Genomic DNA, 25,413 nt, shown 5'->3' with positions numbered 1-25,413 from the left:
GATAAAAACAGCGGTGCTGATTCAGTACAGATGCAATTTTTTCGCAAGGCATCAATTCATTAATATATTAATGAATCATGAGCGATCTGTTGCCCGCTGCTTGATCAGTGTAATCGCTTGATAGGGGAGTATTTTAGCACCTAATACCGTGATATTGATATCTCGCTCGCTACATAAATGCCGCAATAATACAGTATCAGGGTGATCGGCGGTTGCCAGCAAGATGCGCTCAGGATCACGGCGTAATATCGCCCGTGTCGCCTCTGCAATCGTCGGCTTAATACGGTTGCGGTTGTTAATGTTATATTCTGCTGCCAGCGTATCAATTAAATTCGCGGTCTGATAGCGTGGTTGCTCAAACGTTTGCAAGTATTGTGGAGATGTAGACAATGCACGTCGCGCACCATCAATATGATCAACAAAGGCTAGGCTATGATCTACCTCAACCAAGTTATCATAAAAGACGCTACGATGTAGCCCCGATTGTGGCTCAGTATATAAACTGCGTGATATCAGTCCTGATACGGTGCTGTTTAATAAACCTGATGGAATCAGCCAGTCATCCTCACTAGCCGCCAACCAAGCAACGCCTGCTGGATCAGCAAGTGTAAGTAGCGGAATAACATCTGCACCTTGATGGAAAATATTGGCAAAATTTGGATGGTTAGGGTTACTAAAGATGTCTAAGCTACGAGCTAGCTCTTGATAAATTGCCCCTTTGCCTGTCCAGCCATCAACAAATACGATAATACTGTGTGGATGAGCGTCTAATATCATTTGCAAAGCGACTGCATCAAGTCCGCGGTCGCGAATGATACTGATACCATAATGCATACTTGGCAACGCATAGCTGCTATCGGTATCTGACCTTTCATTATCTGATAGGGCACGCTGCAGCAATACGCCAACTGGTAAACCTGCTCGTACCAAGCTGACTAACACTAATGGACGTTCATTACTCACAGTTTGCTGAAAATTCTGCTGTAGTGTATAAGCCAAGTTTGCAATATCATTCGCAGTTCTGGTTGTACCTTGCACTAATGCCTGCTGATACAATTGCTCATGCATGGCAGTTGGCGCGCTTTCTAATGTCAACATATCTGAATAATGGCGCTGACCGCTTTGGATCAGCGCTTCTTTTTGACTGACTGGTACATCAGCAACGGCATTTTTATCAACGATATCAAGCAGTACAGTCACATCGCTGGCAAGATAGCTGCCCGAGCCGTATTCCTGTATTTTTTGAATATTAGGGTTCGTTATAGGATGGGTCATAAGATGGTTTCTACTTACAAAAATGAGTTCGATTATTATTTTTATTTAAGAGAGGTTAAACGTTTAGAATTATTGCGAGCTAAAGCACTCATGTAGCTGACCATGATTGGGCACGCCATACCAGTCTAGTAATTGCAAAAATGGTAAATCGGCCAAGCTATCACCAAAACCAAAGCTTGAACGCTGACTGTCTAAATGATGCTCTAATAAAAACTGTACCGCATGATGTTTATGAACCGCGTGCGGTAATATCGCCAGATTATTAGCATTCACATGCACATAAAAATCTTGCTCAAAATCACGTATTAACGTTGGCAATTTTTTAGCTAGCTCTACTAATGCTTGATGGTCTTTTTGTGCATGCTTAATAGCCAGATAAATGGTCAATTCTTCATTCACAGCACCATTATTAAAGCTATCGATATGCGGTGTAAATACCAGCTGGCTGTTGTCATTTCTACTATGGTTGGCAAATAATTGGCTTAGCTGCTGTAATTTATCTTGCAGCGGTGCAAGCTGACTATGCATACGCTGTTGCCACTGCGCTTGTAACGCACCGTCTTTATCAAGAATAATCGCACCATGGGTTAAAACTTGCCAACTGTCAAAAGGCAGCTTAACGCGCTCAATTTCACTGCGGTCGCGTGCGGTGACCACTATCAATTCGGTACTAGCAAGTAGCCAATTAAAGAACACTGCTTGACGCTGACTCATAAAACTCAGTGGCTTTCCTTGTTTATTAACAGTCGCGCAAACTAGATTTTCAGGTTCAGACGTTGGCAGTTCCCATGCATCAATTTTGCGTTGGGTTTGAAATAGGGTATCGTCCAAATCCATCAGCGCGTAGGGTTTGATGATATCGGGATTGGCTTGAAAAAATGGGGTAGTCATAATATTTGCCATAAAGCGTGCGTAAGTGTTGAATGTGAAAATAAAGTAGAATTCAAAGGATAATTTCAATGGGACAGCTTTTATAAGATAGCTTAAAGCGTCGGACTCATCACCAACACATTATCCAAATCTTTCCACATGTCATCAACACTATCCGCCGATGTTTCTACACATAAGACAATCAAATCCCAATCGTTAGGCTCAACATTATAAGCAAAGTTGGTCATACCAAGCCCATAGTTGTCGCTAAAACTCAGCATCGTCTTAATCGCGCCACCAAGGGCAATCGGTGAGCGGGTTAACGCGCTAAAGTTAACCGTAGAGTTTTGAGTTTGCGTCTCAAGCCATTCAGCCAATAAAAACGGTAACCAAACAAACTCATTACTGCCCAATACTAAAATCCGCTTGGGCAACTGCTCTTTCTCAAATTGTTCTTTCTCAGATTGGGCTTGCTTATTAAACACCTTGAATGCGGTTTGAAACTTCAAAAGGTAATTATCAAAGCCATCGGTGCTGTCTAGGGTTGGGAAGCGTCCCCAGTTGCCAGTATCACCTAGCGTATGACTGCCAGCCTCAGTGGTATCGACCGATGGCATCGTTATCGGTTCAGGATTAGGCACATCTGTCCATGTCCATGCACCAGACAACAGGTGATGACGTTGAAACTTGATATTAGGTAGGCGTTTAGCGATTTGATCAGACACAACGTCTTCCGAGTCAGCGTTATCAGAATCAGCTGCACCCTGATGCTGGTTTAATGACCAATCTACCAAAGTGGTCAGATGTACTTGCTGTAATTGGTCAAGTCCCGCATTGCGTAAGGCCGTGACGACATTGACGCAAGTATTGCCCGTTGATGCTTCGTCATCGACCATAATCAAGGTTTTGCTCGCTAGTAGCTGCGCTTGAGTGACGTTGTCTGCACTTTGATAAATCAAATGTTGGCTAGCGTGACTGTGGTCTTCGCTAAAAGTGGTCAATAAAGAATCATTACTACTGTCATCATGTTGCGCGTGACGGGTAGAGTTTAATAGTAGTGCATTGGGGTAACGCGTTTGTAACGCTTGATGCACCCCCGCAGATAAGCCAACAGCAGTCTCAGCCATACCAATGACCAATATGGGCTCAGGCAAGTTATTAGGTACTAGGTTTGCCAAATCCGTAAAAGCATGACGCATGGTACTAGGCGCGACTGGAATATGGCGACCTAAGACTTTTGAGACAAATAAAAACGCACGTTTAGGATTAATACGCTGTGCAAATCCAAGCAAGTCTTCTAATTGATAATGATTGCTTTGTTCTGTTCCATTCTTCGCAGTGGCTGAATTGGTTTGATAAGTTAAATCAAGGGTACCGCGTGGTAAGTTAATGGTCGTGCTGTATTGCTTATTTAGCATTTATTTTCCTTTGGTCTTTCAAATTTTTATATCGTTATTTTTACTTACTCGCCAGCATCTTCTTCAATTTTTACGCTGACCATGATAGAGCGTACTTGGCACGGCGTAATCTGCTGTGCAATATCAACCAGTTTTGGCTTATCGGTTAAGCCAAGCCAATAACTGAATCCAACTTGGGTTAAATCGACCCCGCTATGGGTGGTGTAACCGATGCCACCAGAGGGACGACTGTTAATCTCAAGCACTCGGTGCTGACCGTCATCATCGGCCTTGGTTTGTACACTGACGATGCCATCACAGCCAAAGGCTTTGATTAGTGGAATAACCACATCCATGACCGATTGCTCATAGCCGATATGCTGGATTTTCCCCGTCTTATAACGGGTAATAGCAGCTAGCACTTCACCATATTCGCAAACGACATCGATAGAGTATTCTTGCCCTGATAAATAAGGCATCAGCAACATAGGAATAGGGCGCTCGTGCACCATCAGACTGTTCGCGTAGGCATTGATAAACTGCAAGGTATTGATTTTTTTCTCTTCGGTAAAGTATAAATGCTCAAAGCTATCGTACTGTTCACCATCGTTTTTGGCTAAGTCTAGCCGCCAAAACCCTTGGGCAAAAATACCAGTAACCGGTTTAACGCATAAAGGCTGATGACCATGCGTAGCAAGTAATGCTTCAAGCTCTGCGACATTATCAAAGCGCCATGCATTGGCAACGGGAATATCGTGCTGATGACACTGTTGCATAAAGGCAAATTTATCATCTATCGCTTCTAACGCCGCCACACTTGTCGCGCCAGTTAATAAACGAATACCCGCCGCGTCAAATGCCTGACGATGAGCTTCATAATCAATGCCATTACGTCCAGTCAGTAACACTTTAACGTTATTGTTTTTGGCTTGCTCTAAGACAAACTGCCAACGCGGCATCAATGGCTCTAAAGGTTCGAGCATTGCTTGCTCATCGCTATCTGTAGCGCTCGAAGATGGCTCACGATAAACGCTATCGGCAAATTCAAAAATCTCGGGTCTATTGTGGCGGTGTGAAGCGATAATGTTAAATGGCGTCTCAGATTGTGCTTTTAGTGTTTGCAGACTGGCTAACATATCACGCTGGCTCGACTGACCTTCAGCTAACCAAGCGGCAGGTGGCACGGCAGTCGACGTTGTATGAGGGCTATCGTTAGCAGGGTTTTTCATAATTCTCTCAGCGTTATCATAAATTTTAGAGGGGACTAATTAGTAATGGCATTTAATAAGGCGATAACCCAAGGTACGATACGGCATTGGCTATAGCAGGGTCTATTATATACAAATGCTAAGCGTTATAAATGCTGCTGACAAAATAGCATTAAGGATTTGTAAAAATGTTTTTGCAGCGTTGTTAGTGCTTTATTGAACGGCCGTACACTGTAAAAATCAGGCGTTATCCATGCTACTATATAGCGATAGTTAACAACACCCATATCAATAAATAATAAATAACGTAAAGGATAAATGATGAGTCAACCTCAAAAGCTGATTGCGGGTGCCAATGCGCCTTTGCCAACGGATAATATCAGCATTCGTATTTTAAGCCAAAGCGCCATTGATTGCGCCGCTTATCGCCTGACGACTGAAGGTAAAGTACGCGGCGATGGCGATATGATATTTTATGGGCAGACGCGTAGCGATGATGGCAGCGTAAGTTTCCGTGGTCATGATAGCGATGGATTTTTTGATATTAACTTACCTGCGCAGCCAGCCAGTATTGAGAAGATAGCCCTCGCATTTTCTAGTGCGCAAACGCTTGCTCAAGTTGGTGATGTGGATATTCAAGTCTTACAAGGCAGCCAAGTGCTGATGACTTGCCAACTAAGCGCTGCTGGACGTAGTGAAAAAGCGATTATTTTAGCAGAGTGTTACCGCCGCCAAGGCAGTTGGAAATTTCGTTTTATTGCGCAAGGTTTTGAAGGTGGTTTAAAACCTTTATCTGAGCATTTCGGTGTAGAGATTGCCGATGAAGCACCAGCTCAAAACCAGTCACAAAATCAGAATCAAAGCCAATCTCAACCTATCAATACGCAAAGGCCTATTAACACGCAAAAAGCGGGTAGTGCGCCTCAAACAAATACGCCACCGCCAATTCCTACAGCTTCTCCAAATCCGTCAATTAACCTAAGTAAAATTACCTTAACCAAAAACCAATCTAGCATCAACCTAAAAAAACGTGATGATTTTGGTAAAATCTCTGTCAATCTTAACTGGAATCAACGTCCAGATATGAGCAAGCAAGCACCCAAAAAAGGGCTGCTTGGTGACTTGTTTAAACAGCATAAAGCTGGTGGTATTGACCTTGATGTTGGAGCGATGATTCATTTGAAAAATGGTGAAAAAACGCTGATTCAAGCCTTGGGCAATCGCTTTGGTAACTTACAATCAGCGCCTTATGTATTGTTGCGTGCCGATGATAGAACCGGACAAGTCAGCGGCGGTGAGTGGCTCGATATTAATGGGCAACAGTGGTCCCAGATAGAAGAGGTATTTATTTTCGCTTTTATTTATGAAGGTGCACCAAATTGGGCGCAAACCGATGGCGTGGTGACCATTCATGTACCCGAGCAGCCACCGATTGAAACCCGTTTAACGGAAGGTGCGGGTAATTTACCAATGTGTGCGATTGCGCGTTTGGTCAATCAGCAAGGCAGTATCAATGTTGAGCGTATCAACCAATACTTTAAGGGCCATCAAGAGATGGATAAAGCCTTTAACTGGGGCTTTAGCTGGAAGCGTGGTAGCAAGTAAGCGCTTTAATAGTATTATTTAATCCAAAAAATCAGCCCGTCTATTATAAATAGACGGGCTGATTTTTTATAGATTACTAAAAGTCTTACAAGTTATGCTGGGATAAATTAAGCATGCGGTGTAATAGCAGGCATTAAATCATGGAAGGTACGACCAGAGGCAGTCTCGCCAATGGCATGCATTTTCCACTCATTGTTATGGCGATAGACTTTTGCCATAATCATCGCTGTATGAGTACCTTGTGAAGATAAGTTATAGCGCGCCACTTCGGTATTGTTGTTGGCATTAACGATACGGCAAAATGCGTTTTCTACTGTTTCAAACGTCTGACCAGTAAAGCTATTTACCGTAAATACCAGTGATACTACGTTTGCTGGAACTTTTGATAAATCAACATTGATGACTTCGTCGTCGCCGTCGCCATCACCAGTGCGGTTATCGCCGGTATGGACGATACTGCCATCTTTTGATTTTAGCTGGCTGAACCAAATCGCATCGACGGCCTGTTTATTGGCATCAAACATGATGCATGAGGCATCTAAATCGATAGAGTCGCCGCCGCTGCCACCGCCAAATAATTTGCCTAAGAAGCCGCCTTTTTTCTCTTGCTGTCCTTGAAAAACGTCCCAACCTAAACCCAGTTTTACTTGAGTAAGCTCGCCACCAGCTTCTTTGCTGAGGGAGATTTTTTGACCCTTTTGTAAACTAACTGCCATGATAAAATCCTTATAATAATTGTGAGTAGAAAACTAAAGTTGTCAGCGCTATTTTTCGGTTATCAATTTCAGCGCTGATTTGTAGCTTTAATTTTAGCTATAAACTTTAATTATAAAATGAAATTTAAGTTATAAGATGTTATCTAAAAAACCACCGCTGCCACCGCGACCGCCTGAGCTAGTACCTAGGATGCTTTGTAGCCAGCCTTGGTAGCTATCACGATTACGCGAGCAGATGATAACTTTACCTGTTCCTGAGAAGTTTAAAACCATCCCTTCGCCACTGGTGACGGAGTTGATAATATTGCTCATGATGCCTTTTTTCTTACTGGTTGATACCGAGAGCTTATAATCAAGGTTTGAATCCCAGCAGACCACATGGCCGTTATCAATGATGACGTCTTTATCAGGCGTCACATCAATCTCAAATAGTGAGCCAAAACCTGACACCACTACCTGACCTTGACCTTGGGTTTGCATGACCATAAAGCCGCCGGTATCACCAAATACCGCGCCGCCGAGGTTACGTTGGATATTGGCTCTGATATCGACGCCAGTTTGTGCGGCAACGAACGCGCCATCGCTCAAGGTATATTGCTGAGCGCCGCAATCGATGATTTGCATGTCACCGTCTAGGGTTGGTGCTAGCAAACAATCACCTTCACCGCCCGTCGCTTCAATTTGCTGTTGAAAAAGTGATTCGTCATTGGCAAAGCGGCGCATCAGTGACTGCATGAGCCCACCTTGTAGCTTACCTTTCAGCTCAAGGTTCGACTCCATCATCACCATCGCATTGGCTTCACAATAAATTGAATCGCCTTTTTTTAAATTGCAATGCAAAAAGGGTTCAATTGTGCCGATTAAGCTAAACGTTGCGGCCATGGGGTGCAAATCCTTATTCTAATGTCTTGAAATTATGCTCTTAATATATGATGCCAAGTATCTATATTTTTAAATATTTTTTTATAAGAATTATCGTTTTCAATTTAAGCCCGCCCATTACATTTAAAGCCATCAAATGCTTTAAACAGGCACACTTGATGGCTTATTGACTATCGCAATCAAATAGTTGATTGCGATAGGGATCTTGATAGCGTTCTTACAGTTATCGTATAAAACGATGACGTTACTTTAACGTTAAACGTTTACGCCGTAAGAGGCTGCTAATGGTCCAAGACCACCGCTAAAGCCTTGACCGACCGCGCGGAATTTCCAGTCACCGCTATGGCGATATAATTCACCAAAAATCATTGCCGTTTCGGTGCTACCGTCTTCTGATAGGTCATAACGTGCAATTTCAGAATCGCCATTATCGTTTACAACGCGGATATAAGCTTCACCAACTTGACCGAAGTTCTGGTTGCGGGCTGTGCCTTCATAAATGATAGCGCAGATAGCAACTTTGCTGACGTCAGCTGGGATACTAGCTAGGTTGATTTTAATTTTTTCATCATCACCGTCGCCTTCACCAGTACGGTTATCACCAGTGTGCTCAACCGCGCCGTTGTCTGACTTTAGGTTATTAAAGAAGATGAAATCTTGGTCGTTACGGACTTTGCCTGCTTCATTGACCAAAAAGCCAATCGCATCTAAGTCAAATTCTTGACCATCAGTAGCACGTGGATCCCAGCCAAGACCGACAGTAATATTGGTTAAGCCTGGCGCTTCTTTTGATAAGTTTACGTTGCCGCCTTTTGTTAAGCTAATAGCCATATAAATATCCTTTGGATTAATAGTTAAGTGGATTTGGTTTTATAAAACAAACTAAAAATAATGCAGTGATTACTCTTTTAGCGAAAGTATCTGAGCGTAAAAGGTCAATAAATCGACCTGTACGCCACGTCCTGCATATCATTACGGTTTACTATACTAAGCGTTTGCTTACTAAGCAAGGCGTATTTTGTGTGACTATATGACAGTTGTATTTTTGTTTATAAAAAAAGGGTTTTATGGCGATATAAGACCTATTTTGGCTATTTATCTTATTATGACTTATAATAGCGCGCCCAGGTTCCCTCAACCCTGAATTAAAAAAAGGACTCTTCTATGAGCAGTAGTACCCTTTCAACCACCCCGATTCAATCTATTCGCTACAGCCGTGCTTTATTCTGGCTTGTCAGCCTACATATCTTTATCATCGCTATTAGTAATTACTTGGTGCAAATACCTGTTGGGCTATTTGGTTTTATCACCACATGGGGCGCCGTCACCTTTCCGTTCATCTTTCTAATTACTGATTTGACTGTACGCATATTTGGTCAAAATCTTGCCAGAAGAATCATCTTCTTTGCTATGTTGCCAGCTTTGGTGATTTCTTATTATTTCTCAGTGGTATTTTCAAATGGACAGTTTGTTGGTCATGAGCATCTGCTAGATTTTAATCTGTTTGTCTTTCGCATTGTAGTAGCAAGCTTTAGCGCTTATGTCGTCGGACAGCTGTTAGATATCCAAGTATTTAATAAATTACGCCAACTTAAAACATGGTGGATTGCGCCCCTGGTATCGACATTTATTGGCAATCTTGTCGATAGCTTTTGCTTTTTTGCCATCGCCTTTTATAAAAGCCCAGACCCCTTTATGGCAACGCACTGGGTTGAGATTGGCGCGATGGATTACTTGTTTAAGATAGTGATGGGCGTGCTTATCTTCTTACCTCTATATGGTGTGATATTGGCAAAATTGCAGAAGATACTGGCAGGGAAGTGAAAATAAACAGCTAGGTTGACCGTATTTAAAATGGTATGTATTGGTAAGGTGTCTTTCACGCATCGAAAGGGTAGATAAACTCAAATTAACGCCAAAGATTTAGATATAGTCAAAATATCCTAAAAACGCTACGGTATTGCTGATATCAATTTTTTGTAGCCTCTGTCTGCGCAGGCACAGCAAGCAAGAAAAATTGATATCAGCAGTGCGTGATGTATCTATATTACTTTTCACTGATTATAAGTATTCAAAAACATAGTATATAAATACAGATAAAAAAACAGGCTATACCAATTACTTGATATAACCTGTCATTACTACGATTTTCTACCAAAGCACTTTTTGCTTAATTTGAACTTAGCTTTTAAACTAAAATTCAAACTAAGTAATCGACTTTGCTTCTCGCTTACGATAGTTCAGTGAAGCGACAAACGCCCAACCAATAAACGCAATGCCAATAAGACCAGTCACAATCTCTGGCACATGGAATTTCACCGATAACAACATGATGATGGCTAAAGCACCGATGGCATAATGCGCACCATGCTCAAGGTAGACGAATTCATCAAGTGTGCCTTTATCGACCAAGAAGATAGTCATCGAACGAACAAACATCGCACCAATAGCAAGACCAAGCATAATCACGATAACGTCATTGGTAATCGCAAATGCGCCAATCACACCATCGAAACTGAATGAAGCATCAAGGACTTCTAAGTATAAGAAGCCGATAATACCACCCTTCATAATTGCGCTAGTCGCCGCAGCTCCCGAGCCACTCTCTTCGTTTTCTAAGTCTGCTTCAAGGTCACCCTCAAGCATACCCGAGACAACTTGTACGCCAAGGTATACTAAGATACCCCAGACGCCTGCAATCAATACCGCTGCTGACTGATCGGCATTCGCCCACGATACGGCAATCATCAAAACAATAAGGGCGACAAACACGCTCATCGCATCAACCTTACCCAGCTTTGCCAAACGGCTCTCTAACCAGTCAAACCAATGGACTTCTTTATCATCAAAGATGAAGTTTAAGAACACCAATAGCAAGAAGATACCACCAAATGCTGAGATTTCAGCATGGTGCGCCATTAAGCGGGCAGAATATTCTTTAGGGTCATTTAAAGCCAAGTCGACCACTTGCATAATACCTAAGTCGGCGGTAACCGCAACGATGACAATAGGGAATACCAAGCGCATACCGAATACGGCAACTAAAATACCGACGGTTAAAAATATCTTTTTCCAAAATTCGTCCCAGCCTTTAAGGACTGAGGCGTTGACCACCGCATTATCAAATGATAATGAAATCTCCATGACGGCCAAAATAGCAGTAATAGATAGGGTGGTTATCAAGCCGCCCATACCGCCGTGTGAATATCCCCACCACGCCGCTACCGCTAGGGCGATGGCTGTGAAGATAAAGTCTAAATAAAAATGTCTCATGACACATCCTGTCTGGTTGCATAAAGCTAAGGTCGGTCTATTATAGACACTAACCACAAAAAAAGCGGTTATCGCTAACCGCTTTTTTTGCATAATTTTAAACGAAACATAAAGCATTACCAATCATTTAACTACTGAAAATTGTGACTATTTTGCAACCACATTTTACAGTCATAGTTACAGCGCATAGGGATAGCACATAGTGATGTAGCATAACTTTAAGTTCTGGACGTGTTTATTGTCTAGTTAAAGAGGTTAACACAGGGTAAATATCAATTTAGATATCGACGCCATACTGCTGACACATGGCTTGCAAGCCACCTGAATAACCTTGACCAACGGCGCGGAATTTCCACTCACCGTTATGACGATAGACTTCGCCAAATACCATTGCGGTTTCAACAGAGTAATCTTCTGCTAAATCAAAACGTACCACTTCCGTGCCAGTTTCTTCATTTACAACACGGATAAAAGCGTTGGCCACTTGACCAAAGTTTTGGCTACGAGCAGCTGCATCATGAATAGTGACGGTGACGACGATTTTATCGACATCAGCAGGAACTTGGGTTAGGTTTACTTTAACGACTTCATCATCGCCATCGCCTTCGCCCGTACGGTTATCGCCGGTATGCTCAACAGCGCCATTGTCAGATTTAAGCTGGTTGTAAAAAATAAAGTCATGGTCGCCGCGTACTTTACCCGCCGTGCTGAGTAAAAATACACTGGCATCCAAATCAAACTCAGCGCCAGAAGTCGCGCGCTCATCCCAGCCAAGACCGATAAGCAGCTTGGTTAAGTTTGGGTCAGTTTTAGTGAGCGATAAGTTACCGCCTTTATTAAGGGATAATGCCATGGAATTGTCCTTGTTATTAGAGTAGGGAAGGTTTAACTATTACAGCGTTAGGAATGAGTGCTGCAACAGCCAAAATCTATACATGCAAGCGATAGCGGGATTAAAATGCACATAAAACCATCGCTTAACCATTACTTAGTGACGCTCTATCATAACAACAAAAAATGACCCAATCAAAGCCGATTGGGTCATTGTTATGTGTACGATAAGACTAACGATAAAGGACAACATTTAAACGCAGTGCTCAACCTTTACCGGCATCTATAAATCTAAATTATAGGCTTTGACGATGACGAATCTCAAAGCTCTGATGAATGGGCTTTTTAACATCAAAATCAAAACCAATGGTTTTTTGGGTGATATCAACAATATCATAGCGCTCAGTCAGCTGCTCATCGAGCTCAAAGCGAGTAAAGTTGTTGGAGAAATACAATACGCCATCTGAGGTCAAGCGGTTCATCGCACGATTAATAAGAGCAGAGTGGTCGCGCTGCACATCAAAGGTACCTTGGAACTTTTTCGAATTCGAAAAGGTTGGCGGATCGATAAAGATAATATCAAATTGTTCCGTATTGTCTTTAATCCACTCAAAGATATCAGCAGCGACAAACTGATATTTGTTGCGGCTAACGTCAAGACCATTCAAGACAAAGTTTTGCTTGCCCCAATCGAGGTAGTTTTGTGATAAATCAACGCTGGTGACTTTTTTCGCGCCAGCCAATGCCGCATGGACACTTGCTGTACAGGTATAAGCAAACAAGTTCAGGACAGATTTATTACGACTGTTGTCTTTGATACGGGCGCGCATATTACGGTGATCAATAAACAAGCCTGTATCGAGATAATCGGTAAAGTTGACATAGAAGTACGCGCCATCTTCACGAGCGACATAGAACTTGCCACGCTTTTCAGTATTGCCTTGCTTGCTATATTGGTCATTACCAGACTGACGCGCACGGGTTTTAATAAAAATTTGCTCGCGATTAATACCAAATACTTCACGAATGCCCATTAAGGCCAAATTAAAGCGTTTTTTCGCCGTTTCAGGTGGAATGGTTTTTGGTGGTGCGTATTCTTGCACGTGCACATAATCGCCATATAAATCGACCGCTACTTTAAAATCGGGCAAATCAGCATTATAAACGCGTAAATTACTGACATTGTCTTTTTTAGCCAGTTTTTTCAGTTTGGCAAGATTCTTTTGCAAACGGTTGATGAAGTCTTGTCCTTCTTCCACTTCAATCTCACGTTTCTCAAAGCGGCTGACCAAATTACCCGTTTGCCCAGCAATCAAAGTACCGTAGCGGAAATAAACCGTAATAGCACCATTATGGCAACGTAAGGTTTTTGGCTCTTTAATCGGTAATATATCGACTTGTTCGACATTGGCCGCCAAGATTCCAACCATAGGGTCGATATCAATGCCAGCAAAACTGTCTTGTAAAATCAGCCCAAGCGCATGATATAACGGTTTAATCATCTCTTCATCACCCAAGCGCTCACCATACGGCGGGTTGGTAATGACTAAAGGATTGCTTAAGCGTCCATCATCGACCAGTGGCTTTAGGACGCTGCTTAGTTGGTCAAGGGCGCGCGTCTCAAGGTCAAGCAGTGGTAATAAGTCCTGTAAACCGGCGGCGATTAAGTTCTTTTCTGTCGCCAAAATTGCACCACTATCGGCATCAAAGCCTAAAATCAGTGGTAAAGTATCTGGCTGCTCATTGATAATGGCCAATGCATCACGGAAACGCGTCTGGGCGTCATCAATCATCTGTTGCCATAGCGCATCGTCATGATGTTGCCATTGATAAAAACCAAATTGATTGGCTGCTTTATCAATACCGACGGCATAATCGCAATGCATGAGTAGAGCTTCGATAATAAAGGTGCCAGAACCACACATCGGGTCAATAAGAGCGTTATATAAAGGAGCATTACCTTCTTTATTTTTCTTATGCCAGCCTGCACTGTAGAGCAATGCTGCTGCTAAGTTCTCTTTTAATGGCGCTTCAGTCATGGCCACGCGGTAGCCACGGCGATGCAAACTGGTGCCTGATAAATCTAGATAAAGCTCAGCTTGCTTATCATTGACTGTTGCAAACACAGAAAAATCTGGGTTTTTGCTATCAACGTTGGGGCGGCTGTCATAAACTTCATTAAAAGTATCGGCAATCGCATCTTTGATACGCAGCATGGCAAACTGCTGACTGACGGCAACGCGTTTATCAACCGATAGACGAATCGCGAATGTTTGCTCTAGCTTAAATTGTTCCGTCCAATCGACCGATTTTGCCAAACCATAAAGCTGCTCTGCCACATCGTATTCAGTGTTGATATTTTTACGTTTAATCAGCATCAATACCCGTGACGCAACCCGCGACCATAAGCAAATGGTATATAGGTCGCGCAATGTACCGGTGACTGCCAAACGACCGGTACTCTTGATCTCGCTTGCAATACCGAAACTGGTCAGCTCAGTTTGTAGCGGTGCCTCAAGCCCATCGGCACAGGTAATAATAAGGTCAAGCGACAACTCTGCTGAAGTGGCTGGTAAGGAGTTGGGCGTGGTTGTTTCGGTCATACGGATACCTGTGGGCTAAATTGATAAATATTGATAAATAAGGCACATCATAAAGTAAGATGTTTAACTGCTAATTTTACCATAATTACGCTATGGATGGTTTAAGTGGCTTTGATTAAAAGATGGGTTTTAACATTTTGGCTTTAAGGCATTATTCAAAGCATGGCTAGTTAGCGTCAGATTAAAAAAATGGCTCATTATTGGTTTTTAATCTAAGGTGTGTCCTGATTTTAAAAATGGTAATAAATATGAGATAAATTACATTCAAACAAGGAAAATAAACCGCTCAGTGATAGAAAATCTTGTAAAAAACCATAAAAAAACGGCTTAGTCCTTATATTTAAGAAATAAGCCATTCGACAGTATTTGAGCTTCAGTATTAAGCTTCAGTATTTAAGCATCTATCGACGCCTGAAAATACGAGTCAAGAGCTAATGTACTTAAGCATTGTAATTAAGGATTGTGATTAAGCATTACTTTTCAAATACGCTAACATGGTGTCTGCATCTGATACTTCAAACGGGTCTGTTGGGCAGTTGTCGTCAAAACCAGCTTCCTTAAACACTTTCTTGATTGCTTTATTATCGACATACATCGAATAACGCCATGAGCGCATGCCAAAGCCAAGATTACTCTTATCAACCAGCATGCCCATTTTACGAGTAAACTCACCATTGCCATCAGGAAGCAAGAAAACGTTTTCACGGTTTTGATTTAGGCCCCATTGGTACATGACGAAGGCATCATTGACAGAAATGCAAACGATTTCATCTACGCCTAACGCCTTAAACTCATTGTAAAGCTCTTCATAGCGGGGTAGATGGCTGGTCGAACACGTTGGCGTAAAGGCACCTGGTAGCGAGAACACAACCACTTTTTTATTGGCAAACAACTCATCTGTGGTTAGGTCTTGCCATTTAAATGGATTGTCTCCTCCGATAGATTCATCACGAACACGAGTTTTGAAAGTCACATCAGGTACATGGGTAATCATTATTCACTCCGATTTAGGTTATTGTCTTTTTTTTAAAATACTTCATTTATATAATAATGGTTGTAGCAATCCATAAGCAAATCTTTAAACTGATATTCGCTATATAGGATATAAAAATATAGGAGCTTTTTTTAGACCTTACAAGCTATGCTAGCTGCTCTTACCATATCCTAAAGAGCCCTGATTGAAGTATCCTCTGTAGTTTAAGGCTTCTGAACTTACTTTTCTAGATTAGGGACACGCTCTAATCAACGTTATTTATCATCCTTTTTTAACGACACTGTTTCTGTAACCAAATGAGTAGGGGTCGCAATCGGCTTGGTAACGATAGGATAGGCCTGCTCTTTTGGCATCAGCAGGCGCATATGCGGGTAAGGGGTTGAGATGTCAGCAGCATCAAAGGCACGTTTGATATGCTCTCGTAAGGCTTCTTTGATTTTAGGCATACGCGCCACTGCCGCAGGCTTGACCCAAAAACGCACGATAAAGAACACGCCATATTCGCCAATTTCATCAACAGTCGCTGAGGTTTCAGGGCGATTTAATACCACGTCGCTCTCAGATAATACCTGCAAAATCACCTCACGAGCCTTGTCGATATCATCTTCAAAAGCGATGCGCATACGGATATCAAAACGTATAAAGTTTTTCGAGGTTAAATTGATGACCACAGAAGAAGCGACATTTGAGTTGGGGATAATAACGGTGATATTGTCGCGGGTTAAGACATGAGTGGTGCGTAAGGCGATAACCACAACGCGCCCTTCATTATCATTGATATTTACCCAGTCGCCTACTTGAAACGATTGCTCAAGCAAGATAGTAATGCCAGCGATAAAGTTGGCAAGCGTCGATTGGGCAGCAAAGCCGACCGCCAAACCAGCGATACCCAAACCTGCTACCAATGACACGATATCAAAGCCAAATTGTGCCATGACGCTGGCAAGCCCTAATACCAATAACAGCACGGACAAAATATTTTTAAGTAGCTGCTCGATAGAAGCGTTCAGACCATAATGCTGCAAGACTTTATGAATGATTTGTCCGGATGATGTCCATAGCACATAATAGATACCCGCCCAAGTACTGGCCTTTGCAGTGGCTTTGACCGTCTCTGGCTCAAAATTAAGCTGACTCATAATGGCAATGAAGCTGGTTACAATCCAGATATAGCGTAGCACTGAGCGGACAATTTTTGACCGGCGCTCATTAAGTCGAATTCTGGTTCTGCTTTTTTTGACAATGTAGATAGCAAGCCAATAAAAAAACCCCAATACCGCCAGCAGTATTAGGATTTTGATACCCGTACTTACCAATTCTACTGATTTAGCTGACCAGTCTAAGGAATCTTCTTCTATGGTGCCGCCGATAGCAAGATATAGGCTAGTATGTAGGTCGCGAACAATCTCTTGAAAGAAGTCAGTAATACTAGCGATTGCCATCATTTCATCCATGCAGGGTTTAGGTCTAAATAAAGTGGGTATTAAAAAAGTCTAATTCTAAATTAACTCAAATCGCTCAGGCAAATCAAGTATGACCTCGAGTACTGCGAGCGATTATTTTAGCGCTAACTTAAAATGACGACGCATGATTTTATTAAAAACTTTCGTTACTTAGTCTTTTAAAAACGGTTTCTTGAGAGTAGTTTTTTAAAAGTACGCACTTAAAAGTAGATGCTTAAAAATTGCCTTCTTGGGTATCATGCGATTGATAAGGTATTTCCATCAGTCGCTGAACATCACGTAATGCGGTACGTAAACCTTCTAATATCGTCGGATGATAAAAAGGCGTATCAAGCATGTCTTTGATACTCAAATCATTGGTAATCGCCATGGCCAATATATGCCCAATATACTCAGCATCAGGGCCGACCATGCTCGCGCCTAAGATTCTATCCGTCTTTTTACAACCATAAATATGCAATAGGCCGCAGTTAACACCCATCACGCGGCTACGTCCTTGATTGTCAAAGCTCACTTTGCCAATCACATGTTCAAGCTCTGAGTCTGCTTGGATTTCAGGTAACGACATGCCAACATTAACGATTTGTGGCGAGCAGAATACGATAGAAAATGGCGTGGCAGGCGGGCGAATATAGGCGTCTGTCTTATTGTCACAAACAAGGCTGCCGGCGCTAAATCCTTCATCACTGGCAACATGCAATAACGGCAGGTGAGCATTGGCATCACCAACGATATAGACTTCTAAATCACCGATTTTACCGGTTTTTTTATCAAGCTGTTTTGGGCGATTTTTATCATCAAGCTCAACACCTAGATTTTCAATACCAAGCTCTTCGATGTTATTGCGGCGACCTGTGGCAACTAGGACGTATTCGCCTTTCCACTGCTGCTTCTGACCGGCGCTATCTTCATAATTAATAAAGGCACGAAAGCTTTCATCGCCTGTATCTGCTTGGGTACCAACCTCGGTAATGTTACTACCCAAATGCATGGTTAGCTCACGATTTAAGCAATCTATGGCTTTATTATTAATGTCATCGTCCTTTAAACCAGCCACGCGTTTGGCACGATTAAATAAGGTGACATCGACGCCCAAACGGTTAAAGGCTTGGGCAAGCTCTAAGCCGATGGCACCTGCACCTATCACAGCCAGTGACTTTGGTAAATCAGCCAGCTCAAAGACAGTATCGGAGGTAAGCATCGTGTTGCCAAGCTTATCTGCCCAGCCATCTGGGATAAAGGTTGAGCTACCAGTCGCCACAATGATTTTATCCGCTTCGATTAGCTCGTTATTGACTTCAATCAATCCTTTTTTATTGATATGAGCGCGACCCGCTATTTTTGTCTCGGCAGGCCAACTTTCTACTTGTTCTTTGACGTAGCTGGCAAAATGATCACGTTCAGCGCGAACCCGATCCATAACTTGTTTGCCATTTATTTGTGCGCTGGCATGCACACCAAACTCACCAGAATGATTGGCGTCATGTGCACGGTCAGCAGCGGCAATGAGGAGTTTACTTGGCATACAACCGACCGCAATACAGGTGGTTATCCAAAATCCCTCATTAATAATCAATACATCATCTTTTAGTTTTCTGGCTTGGCGAAAGGCGTTTTGACCGGCGGTACCGGCACCAATGACCGCAACAGATACTTTACGCGTCACTTTTTTGTGAGGGCTATTATCCGCAGCGCTGTCAGGCTGTTTATTCATATTATTCTCAAATCAGGCGAATGAAATATTAGGTGATAGATTTGCACAAAAAAACGATGAAAAAGGCTATTGAAAAATCAAGGTGCTAACGTATTCAGTAAACGCTCAGTATAGCCAGCAGCGCGTAAATTACGCTGCGCATGAGTTAGCGTGCCATATTTATCAAAGACAAAGGCAGAACGTACTAGACCTAAGCTGATTTTGCCATACATGTTTTTTTCTTTAATAACATCAAAGTATTGGCATAACTTCTCATCACTATCGCTGATAAGCGCGATATTGAGATTGTGTTTAGCGATGAATTTTTCGTGAGATTCGACGCTATCACGCGAGACACCGATGATATCGTAGCCCAATTCATCAAATTCATTAAGCCGCGCTGTAAATTCTGTCGCTTGCGTGGTACAGCCTGGGGTATTGTCTTTCGGATAAAAATATAAGATAAGCCCTTTATCGGTGTGAGTGACCAGCTCTTTTAGGCTGATGTCGTCATGAATAAAGTTGCCGTCTAGCTCGCGCACGATGGTGACTGGAAAATCAGGTAGAGCGATAGTCTCGGTGGTCGGCTTGGCCATTATAAAATCCTTATTAGTTCTGGTTATATTGTCGTTTATATATATTATAGTCAGTGTTCTTATTATAGGCAGATTAATAGCAATAACTACTCAGTTTTACATTTCACTTATTCATTAGCAACAAAAAAGACTGGCAATGACCAGTCTTTTTTATTTTGCAGAAAATATATTTTACGTGGTTTAAGCAGGTTTTTGTGGCTGCTTTAAATCCAAACCAACGGTGCATTGCTGCAAGTCTTTTTGCATCTTTTTCACGTAAGGTAAGCTTGATGGGTCTTTTTTATCTTGTGCGTAGCTTTCAATTTCCCACATCTGACCAATGGTCATCTCGCTGCGGACACCAATGGTGCATTTACATAATTTGGTCGCCGTATTTTTGTCAGCGACCTTATATTTGACCGCGCCATTGACACAGGTATTGATATTATTTTGCTTGATATCGGCAGCGTTTGCTTGTGGTAATGCAAACAGAGCAGCTAGGGCTAGGGGTAATACGGGCAAAAACTTCATAAACATCCTCTACGGGTCGCGTTTTTTTAGATTTTATAGCTAAAGTAAAATCTCGATAACTTTATTTTGTCACTGGTCTGCTTAATAGGTTTGGCATGGGTTTTGTCGCTATTATGAGTAAATAAATAGCAATTCTTCTGTCTAAAAATCGCTATTTATTTGCTATCTATCAGAACCAGTATCTTGTCATTGATATAATCGTCCATACCATAGCAAGTAAATTGCTTAAAATACAACGTCAGCGTGCTGTGTTAATGCAAGCAAATGTTGCACAAATATATAGATGCTTGTTGCATTAAGGTGTTTATATTGCATTATCAGGTAGTTATAAGCGCATTTACAGATGGTTTATTTATGCTATCAAGACTGATAGTGCGTAGGGTCAGCAACGCCAGCTTGGGCAAATCCTTGACGACGCAGCGCACAGCTATCGCAGACACCGCAAGCCAGACCGTTGGCATCTGCTTGATAACAAGAAATCGTCTGCCCATAATCGACCCCTAACGATAAACCAAGCTCAATGGTTTTGGCTTTGGACAACTGCTGCAACGGTGTTTGAATCGATAAATGATGACCGGTGACACCAGCTTTGGTGGCAAGATTTGCCATGTGCTCAAAGGCGGCGATATATTCTGGGCGGCAATCAGGGTAGCCTGAATAGTCGACTGAGCTTACGCCAATGACGATATGATTGGCATCGGTCACTTCAGCGACTGCTAAGGCATAAGATAAAAATATCGTATTACGTGCAGGCACATAAGTGTTTGGAATAGCATCGTTATCGATCTCATCACGATTTTTACTGAGGAATTTATCGGCATCACCATCAGGAACAATCATGCTATGGTCGGTGAGTGATGATCCGCCCAGTTGCGCGATATCGATATCAATAATACGATGATTGACTGCTGCGGTTTCAGCGATGGCTTTGGCAGCGACAAGCTCACTATTATGACGTTGACCATAGTTAAAACTGACTGCTGTCACAGAAGCATAGCGCGCCTTTGCCCAATACAAACAAGTCACAGAATCAAGCCCACCTGATAGTAGCACCACCGCATTTTGGCTTTTATGCAGCGCCATCAAGCTAGCATCATTTGCTGGATTGGTAGAGGGAGTCTGCGCAGTAACAAGAGTCATAGTGGTATCTATTAGTGGTTTAAAAAATATGGATTTACGAAAGCCGTCTATTTTAGCAAAAATAGCATCATTACAGAACCTGGAAGGTGTTATTAAAAAAGGCTTAAAGCATGGTCAAAGAGTGGCTAAAGAATAGTTCAGTCAGCACTGTATTTGTATTATCCATCAAACACTGTTAATCAGACATAGAGCAATCAAGCGCTGATTTAGCCTTATCAATTAACGTCATATTTTCAATCTGTTAGCAAAATTTGTTATAATCGCTGCTTTTAAAGCCCATGCGCTAAAAAATATTGCTAACTGCTTTGTAGCAAAACTAACCTTGTAAAGATATTGAGTAACTTATGACCGTAGCGACCTTGTTTACGCCAAAAATCACCCCTCAGCCTGATTCTACGGATAGTGCTTTTACAGATGCTAGTTCCACCGATATTGGCTGGGATAGCTATGCGGAAGATACTAATGTTGCAGACCAAGTTGCGCATGACGATGATATGGCTGAGCAATTATCATCTAGTCAACTGCTACCGACTGAAACAGTACAATTTCGCAAGCTACAAAAAAAGCTACGCCGTCAAGTATCATGGGCGATTCGCGATTTTAATATGATTGAAGATGGCGACGTCATCATGGTCTGCGTCTCAGGTGGCAAAGACAGCTATACACTGTTAGATATTTTGTTGCTACTTAAACGTATCGCCCCGATTAGCTTTGATATCGTTGCGGTCAATCTTGACCAAAAACAGCCCGGTTATCCTGAGGATGTTTTGCCCGCTTATCTGAACGAACAAGGTATTGCGCATTACATTTTAGAAAAAGATACTTATAGTATTGTCAAAAGCGTGGTGCCAGAAGGTAAGACTTATTGCTCAGCTTGTTCACGTCTGCGTCGCGGCTCGCTATACGGCTTTGCCAAACAGATTGGCGCGACCAAAATCGCCCTTGGTCATCACCGTGATGATATGTTGGCGACTTTCTTCTTAAACTTATTTCACGGTGGCGCGCTTAAATCGATGCCGCCTAAACTGCTAAGCGATGATAAACAAAATCTGCTTATTCGTCCGCTCGCGTACGTTGAAGAAAAAGACATCATTGAATATGCGCGTTTAAAAGAATTTCCGATTATTCCCTGCAATTTATGCGGTAGCCAAACCAATCTGCAACGGGCGATTATCAATGATATGCTACGCGAATGGGATGATGCCCATCCGCAGCGTTTAGCATCTATCTTTAAAGCGATGCAAAACGTGGCACCGTCGCAATTAGCCGATCGTGAGTTATTTGATTTTGAGACATTAAGCCTCGAGCGTGATGATAATGAGCGCTTATTTGAAGGCGATAATATTCAAGCAGGGCAGACAGACAGTCTGGCTGAGATTGGCTTACCTGTAGCGCCAAAAACCCAAGTTTTTAATCCAAAGTTTACCAATAATCAGAACTTGCAAGCTGAAACTGAGACAGTGAAAGACAGCCGTATAACGCAGAAAATCCCAACCATTAATCCTGTTATTTAATGAGCTGATGGTTTAAAGCTAAGTTACTCAAATGGTTTTAAGTTAATTTGATAAAGTCAGAGCCATAAAAAATTAGCACCATAAAAAACCAGCCCTTAATAACTAAGGGCTGGTTTTTTTAATCTTAAGAGTAGCTATTTAAATAGTATTAGCTTTCTGCAAAAACCTGTAGCGGATTAAAACTAACCTCTGAACGCGGTAATTTTGCCACATCTTGCATGCGCCAGTCGTCTTTACCATCGTTACTAACTTGCAAATAGTACTTGGCTTTGACAGGATCAATATTTACCTGAGCGCTATATTTGTTGCCTTCTTCATGTTTTAACACAACATCACGATCTTTTTTGATATCGGTGGCATGTGAGATGGATAACTCTAAGGTGTCAGGATAAGTAACCGGCTCGCCATTTAATAATTTACCAGATTGCAGGCTTTGCTCTGGATAATTTAAATAAAACACGATATCACCATTATCGGCAAACTGCATTTGACCGTGTAAATCCAAATCGTAAGTGAGCTTGTCGCGCGAAACGTCATGGTAAAGGGTTTTACCATCCATATACCAGTCGTCACGTACCACACTGTCGCGTATTTGGTAAGAATAATAAACGAACCAGATGCAAGCGATCACAACAAATGCTGGCATGCCAATGACAAAGATAACCACCATATAGTTTTTGTACCATGGCTGGCTATCTTGATGCTTAAAATTGGGGGCTGGACTAGACATAACATACCTATTAATCAGATATTCGTTTATAGCTCTCTATCAGAAAATTATAAACGGTATCAACGGATAAAATGATGGCTCAATACTGCCAGTATAATAATAAATGGTTCACTTGCTAGCTGTTTGCCAACAAGTGAATTATATAACAATATGCTAGTTAAGCTCTTAATAACTCAATAACTCAATAACTCAATAGCTCAATAGCTCAAGATAATACTGAGGCTTACTGCCCCTGAGTGGTAAAGATGTTTTGTTTGCTGACATTATACTGACCATCTTCGTTCTTCACATTTAAAGTAATTGGTGTTTGACCAAACTCAATCACATCTGGGTCACCATAAATACTGACTGGCATATCAAAGCTTTCACCCGCTTCAAGCGGTACATCGTTAAAGCGTAGCTCTAAGCTCAAACCGTCTTGTGGCTCAAGGGTTATCTTATAAGTGTGTGGCTCTTGTGTTTTGTTGGTCAATTTGACGATATAGCTGTTCTCAATCATGCCTTGCTGATTCAATGAAGACAACTGGTTGCGGTCACGGCGAATATCAATCTCTAGCGGCACACGATCATTCAAGGCATAAATAACGCCGCCACAAAGTACGGTCAGTAAGGTTAAGTAAGCAAAGAAGCGTGGACGGAATACTCGGCTTGGCTCTTTTTCGACCAATTGACGCTCTGTTGTATAACGAATTAGCCCGCGTGGGTAGCCAACTTTATCCATCACATCATTACACGCATCGATACAGGCGGCGCATTGGATACAAGCTACTTGCAGACCATCACGAATATCGATACCTGTTGGGCAGACCTGCACACACATCTGACATTCGATACAGTCGCCTAAATCTTCAGGATTAGTGCCTTTTTTACGGGCGCCGCGAGGTTCACCGCGCTCATAATCGTAAGAGACAATTAATGTATCTTTATCAAACATCACGCTTTGAAAGCGACCATAAGGACAGATTTGGACACACATCTGCTCACGCATATAGCCTGCATTGACGTAGGTAGAGAAGGCAAAAATAAATATTGATACCCATATCCACGTTGACCAATCAGGGAAGGGGATAAACCCTATCATCTGCCAATTTTGATACAACGCCTCTGTACCGGACACATAACTGACGAAAGTCGTGGCGGTAATCATCGAGAACACAAACCAAATAAAATATACCAAAAAACGCTTAAACGCTTTCTGTGCGCTCATGGGCTCTTTATCGAACTTCATACGCTTGTTACGATCGCCAATGACCAATTTTTCGACATACTGAAACATATGCGTCCAAATGGTCTGGGGACAAGCATAGCCGCACCATACTCGTCCGGCGTAGACAGTTACCATAAATAGGGCAAAGGCGGCAATAAGCGCAAAGGCGGCAATAAAGTAAAAATCTTGGGTTAAAAAGGTCATACCAAAAATATAATAATGCTGCGACGGCACATCAAACCAGATTGCTTGCCTACCGTTATAGCGTAGCCACGGTAAAATCAGAAATAATGCCAAAAACGCATACATACTAATTACACGGATGTTTTGATAAAATCCGGTGACAAATCTGGGATGCACACGTTTTTTACTGGCGTTAAGATCGACTTCGACGACAGGGATTTTATTGGATTGTTGTGCTGACATAAACGTGCCTCTTTAAAAAAAAGAATCAGTCTGCTGGCATGATGAACAAATACCCTGAATAACTGGGTATATGAATGTGCGATGTTATCAATGTCAGTAAGTAGCGAGACATCATGAAAGTCAAAATATGCTGACTCGACTACCAAATGAGCGATTGTAGATAATGGGTTTAAATATGCTTAAATGGATGATTCAATAGTGTTTCTCATAGATAGCTATTTTAACATTCTCCCTACTATAAATGGGGCAATAATGTTAGAAAGCAACATTAATCTCATTATTATCGATAGCTAAATGCGGTAGTAGCAGCCAATAATGACAAACAAATAATAAACAAAGGGTAAATGACAAAGCGTGCTTATTTCTCATAAGATTAGCCCTGTTTTTATCGCGTCCCTTCACGATAAGCGTGACTTAGCCTTCAGTGAATAACTAAAAAGGGAGAACTGTAATAACAGTCCTCCCTTTTTTAAACTTACT

21 protein-coding genes are annotated in these 25,413 nt (G+C 42.0%); 3 read left to right on the top strand and 18 right to left on the bottom strand.

Annotation, left to right across the window (positions count from 1 at the left end; translation table 11 throughout):
• Positions 1-75: 75 nt before the first annotated feature.
• The 4 genes from FHS24_RS03810 to FHS24_RS03795 form a co-directional block, all read right to left on the bottom strand.
• The gene (locus FHS24_RS03810; protein WP_183618818.1) at positions 76-1,275 is read right to left on the bottom strand and encodes a cysteine protease StiP domain-containing protein; all 1,200 of its coding nucleotides are present in this window, start codon (positions 1,273-1,275) and stop codon (positions 76-78) included.
• Positions 1,276-1,344: 69 nt separating this feature from the next.
• The gene (locus FHS24_RS03805; protein WP_183618816.1) at positions 1,345-2,166 is read right to left on the bottom strand and encodes an HAD hydrolase family protein; all 822 of its coding nucleotides are present in this window, start codon (positions 2,164-2,166) and stop codon (positions 1,345-1,347) included.
• Between the two features lie 92 nt (positions 2,167-2,258).
• A complete protein-coding gene (locus FHS24_RS03800; RefSeq protein WP_183618814.1) occupies positions 2,259-3,563 on the bottom strand; it encodes a phosphoribosyltransferase domain-containing protein in 1,305 nt (434 codons plus the stop codon).
• Positions 3,564-3,607: 44 nt separating this feature from the next.
• Positions 3,608-4,771, bottom strand: a complete 1,164-nt coding sequence (locus FHS24_RS03795; RefSeq protein ID WP_183618812.1) for an ATP-grasp domain-containing protein — start codon at positions 4,769-4,771, stop codon at positions 3,608-3,610.
• A 300-nt stretch (positions 4,772-5,071) separates the two neighbouring features.
• Between FHS24_RS03795 and FHS24_RS03790 the strand changes: the two genes are divergently transcribed.
• Positions 5,072-6,355 carry a TerD family protein gene (locus FHS24_RS03790; protein ID WP_183618810.1) on the top strand — a complete coding sequence of 428 codons (1,284 nt, stop codon included), beginning with the start codon at positions 5,072-5,074 and terminating at the stop codon, positions 6,353-6,355.
• A gap of 107 nt (positions 6,356-6,462) precedes the next feature.
• On the opposite strand, the gene FHS24_RS03785 is transcribed toward FHS24_RS03790, so the two are convergent.
• The 3 genes from FHS24_RS03785 to FHS24_RS03775 all read right to left on the bottom strand — a co-directional run bounded on the left by FHS24_RS03785 (position 6,463) and on the right by FHS24_RS03775 (position 8,784).
• Entirely contained in the window at positions 6,463-7,071 is a 609-nt protein-coding gene (locus FHS24_RS03785) for a TerD family protein (protein ID WP_183618808.1), read from the bottom strand.
• A gap of 129 nt (positions 7,072-7,200) precedes the next feature.
• Positions 7,201-7,953, bottom strand: coding sequence for a TIGR00266 family protein (locus FHS24_RS03780; RefSeq protein ID WP_183618806.1), 753 nt, complete (start codon positions 7,951-7,953; stop codon positions 7,201-7,203).
• Positions 7,954-8,208: 255 nt separating this feature from the next.
• Positions 8,209-8,784, bottom strand: coding sequence for a TerD family protein (locus FHS24_RS03775; protein ID WP_183618804.1), 576 nt, complete (start codon positions 8,782-8,784; stop codon positions 8,209-8,211).
• A 333-nt stretch (positions 8,785-9,117) separates the two neighbouring features.
• Here FHS24_RS03775 and FHS24_RS03770 point away from each other — a divergent pair, with 333 nt between their 5' ends.
• Positions 9,118-9,777, top strand: coding sequence for a 7-cyano-7-deazaguanine/7-aminomethyl-7-deazaguanine transporter (locus tag FHS24_RS03770; RefSeq protein ID WP_183618802.1), 660 nt, complete (start codon positions 9,118-9,120; stop codon positions 9,775-9,777).
• Between the two features lie 381 nt (positions 9,778-10,158).
• Here FHS24_RS03770 and FHS24_RS03765 read toward each other — a convergent pair whose 3' ends face one another.
• From FHS24_RS03765 to queC, 9 genes are all read right to left on the bottom strand, one after another.
• The gene (locus tag FHS24_RS03765; protein ID WP_183618800.1) at positions 10,159-11,226 is read right to left on the bottom strand and encodes a DUF475 domain-containing protein; all 1,068 of its coding nucleotides are present in this window, start codon (positions 11,224-11,226) and stop codon (positions 10,159-10,161) included.
• Between the two features lie 277 nt (positions 11,227-11,503).
• On the bottom strand, positions 11,504-12,079 hold the full coding sequence (locus tag FHS24_RS03760) for a TerD family protein (RefSeq protein ID WP_025650997.1): 576 nt from the start codon (positions 12,077-12,079) through the stop codon (positions 11,504-11,506).
• Positions 12,080-12,353: 274 nt separating this feature from the next.
• Positions 12,354-14,660, bottom strand: a complete 2,307-nt coding sequence (gene rlmKL / locus FHS24_RS03755) for a bifunctional 23S rRNA (guanine(2069)-N(7))-methyltransferase RlmK/23S rRNA (guanine(2445)-N(2))-methyltransferase RlmL (protein WP_183618798.1) — start codon at positions 14,658-14,660, stop codon at positions 12,354-12,356.
• A gap of 466 nt (positions 14,661-15,126) precedes the next feature.
• On the bottom strand, positions 15,127-15,654 hold the full coding sequence (locus tag FHS24_RS03750) for a peroxiredoxin (RefSeq protein ID WP_183618797.1): 528 nt from the start codon (positions 15,652-15,654) through the stop codon (positions 15,127-15,129).
• Positions 15,655-15,908: 254 nt separating this feature from the next.
• A complete protein-coding gene (locus FHS24_RS03745) occupies positions 15,909-17,096 on the bottom strand; it encodes a mechanosensitive ion channel family protein (protein WP_227671714.1) in 1,188 nt (395 codons plus the stop codon).
• Between the two features lie 235 nt (positions 17,097-17,331).
• Positions 17,332-18,831, bottom strand: a complete 1,500-nt coding sequence (locus FHS24_RS03740; protein WP_183618793.1) for a dihydrolipoyl dehydrogenase — start codon at positions 18,829-18,831, stop codon at positions 17,332-17,334.
• Positions 18,832-18,908: 77 nt separating this feature from the next.
• On the bottom strand, positions 18,909-19,406 hold the full coding sequence (locus tag FHS24_RS03735) for a peroxiredoxin (protein ID WP_183618791.1): 498 nt from the start codon (positions 19,404-19,406) through the stop codon (positions 18,909-18,911).
• Between the two features lie 180 nt (positions 19,407-19,586).
• Positions 19,587-19,916, bottom strand: a complete 330-nt coding sequence (locus FHS24_RS03730; protein WP_183618789.1) for a hypothetical protein — start codon at positions 19,914-19,916, stop codon at positions 19,587-19,589.
• A gap of 360 nt (positions 19,917-20,276) precedes the next feature.
• Positions 20,277-20,999: a 7-cyano-7-deazaguanine synthase QueC gene (queC, locus tag FHS24_RS03725; protein ID WP_233449087.1), complete on the bottom strand. Its 723-nt coding sequence runs from the start codon at positions 20,997-20,999 to the stop codon at positions 20,277-20,279.
• A 551-nt stretch (positions 21,000-21,550) separates the two neighbouring features.
• Here queC and ttcA point away from each other — a divergent pair.
• On the top strand, positions 21,551-22,570 hold the full coding sequence (ttcA, locus tag FHS24_RS03720) for a tRNA 2-thiocytidine(32) synthetase TtcA (protein WP_406947776.1): 1,020 nt from the start codon (positions 21,551-21,553) through the stop codon (positions 22,568-22,570).
• Positions 22,571-22,718: 148 nt separating this feature from the next.
• Here the strand turns inward: ttcA and FHS24_RS03715 are convergent, their stop codons facing one another.
• Both FHS24_RS03715 and ccoG read right to left on the bottom strand, forming a co-directional pair.
• Complete coding sequence (locus FHS24_RS03715) at positions 22,719-23,300, bottom strand: FixH family protein (RefSeq protein ID WP_183618784.1); 582 nt, start codon at positions 23,298-23,300, stop codon at positions 22,719-22,721.
• A 223-nt stretch (positions 23,301-23,523) separates the two neighbouring features.
• A complete protein-coding gene (gene ccoG, locus FHS24_RS03710) occupies positions 23,524-24,933 on the bottom strand; it encodes a cytochrome c oxidase accessory protein CcoG (protein ID WP_183618782.1) in 1,410 nt (469 codons plus the stop codon).
• Positions 24,934-25,413 lie beyond the last annotated feature (480 nt).

This window comes from Psychrobacter luti (assembly GCF_014192115.1).
Lineage (GTDB): Bacteria > Pseudomonadota > Gammaproteobacteria > Pseudomonadales > Moraxellaceae > Psychrobacter > Psychrobacter luti.
This window is presented reverse-complemented; position numbering and strand designations above follow the sequence as displayed.

Coding starts and splice junctions, on each gene's coding strand:
- FHS24_RS03810 (WP_183618818.1), bottom strand. CDS start 1,275: ATGACCCATCCTATAACGAACCCTAATATTCAAAAAATACAGGAATAC.
- FHS24_RS03805 (WP_183618816.1), bottom strand. CDS start 2,166: ATGACTACCCCATTTTTTCAAGCCAATCCCGATATCATCAAACCCTAC.
- FHS24_RS03800 (WP_183618814.1), bottom strand. CDS start 3,563: ATGCTAAATAAGCAATACAGCACGACCATTAACTTACCACGCGGTACC.
- FHS24_RS03795 (WP_183618812.1), bottom strand. CDS start 4,771: ATGAAAAACCCTGCTAACGATAGCCCTCATACAACGTCGACTGCCGTG.
- FHS24_RS03790 (WP_183618810.1), top strand. CDS start 5,072: ATGAGTCAACCTCAAAAGCTGATTGCGGGTGCCAATGCGCCTTTGCCA.
- FHS24_RS03785 (WP_183618808.1), bottom strand. CDS start 7,071: ATGGCAGTTAGTTTACAAAAGGGTCAAAAAATCTCCCTCAGCAAAGAA.
- FHS24_RS03780 (WP_183618806.1), bottom strand. CDS start 7,953: ATGGCCGCAACGTTTAGCTTAATCGGCACAATTGAACCCTTTTTGCAT.
- FHS24_RS03775 (WP_183618804.1), bottom strand. CDS start 8,784: ATGGCTATTAGCTTAACAAAAGGCGGCAACGTAAACTTATCAAAAGAA.
- FHS24_RS03770 (WP_183618802.1), top strand. CDS start 9,118: ATGAGCAGTAGTACCCTTTCAACCACCCCGATTCAATCTATTCGCTAC.
- FHS24_RS03765 (WP_183618800.1), bottom strand. CDS start 11,226: ATGAGACATTTTTATTTAGACTTTATCTTCACAGCCATCGCCCTAGCG.
- FHS24_RS03760 (WP_025650997.1), bottom strand. CDS start 12,079: ATGGCATTATCCCTTAATAAAGGCGGTAACTTATCGCTCACTAAAACT.
- rlmKL (WP_183618798.1), bottom strand. CDS start 14,660: ATGACCGAAACAACCACGCCCAACTCCTTACCAGCCACTTCAGCAGAG.
- FHS24_RS03750 (WP_183618797.1), bottom strand. CDS start 15,654: ATGATTACCCATGTACCTGATGTGACTTTCAAAACTCGTGTTCGTGAT.
- FHS24_RS03745 (WP_227671714.1), bottom strand. CDS start 17,096: ATGGCAATCGCTAGTATTACTGACTTCTTTCAAGAGATTGTTCGCGAC.
- FHS24_RS03740 (WP_183618793.1), bottom strand. CDS start 18,831: ATGAATAAACAGCCTGACAGCGCTGCGGATAATAGCCCTCACAAAAAA.
- FHS24_RS03735 (WP_183618791.1), bottom strand. CDS start 19,406: ATGGCCAAGCCGACCACCGAGACTATCGCTCTACCTGATTTTCCAGTC.
- FHS24_RS03730 (WP_183618789.1), bottom strand. CDS start 19,916: ATGAAGTTTTTGCCCGTATTACCCCTAGCCCTAGCTGCTCTGTTTGCA.
- queC (WP_233449087.1), bottom strand. CDS start 20,999: ATGGCGCTGCATAAAAGCCAAAATGCGGTGGTGCTACTATCAGGTGGG.
- ttcA (WP_406947776.1), top strand. CDS start 21,551: ATGGCTGAGCAATTATCATCTAGTCAACTGCTACCGACTGAAACAGTA.
- FHS24_RS03715 (WP_183618784.1), bottom strand. CDS start 23,300: ATGTCTAGTCCAGCCCCCAATTTTAAGCATCAAGATAGCCAGCCATGG.
- ccoG (WP_183618782.1), bottom strand. CDS start 24,933: ATGTCAGCACAACAATCCAATAAAATCCCTGTCGTCGAAGTCGATCTT.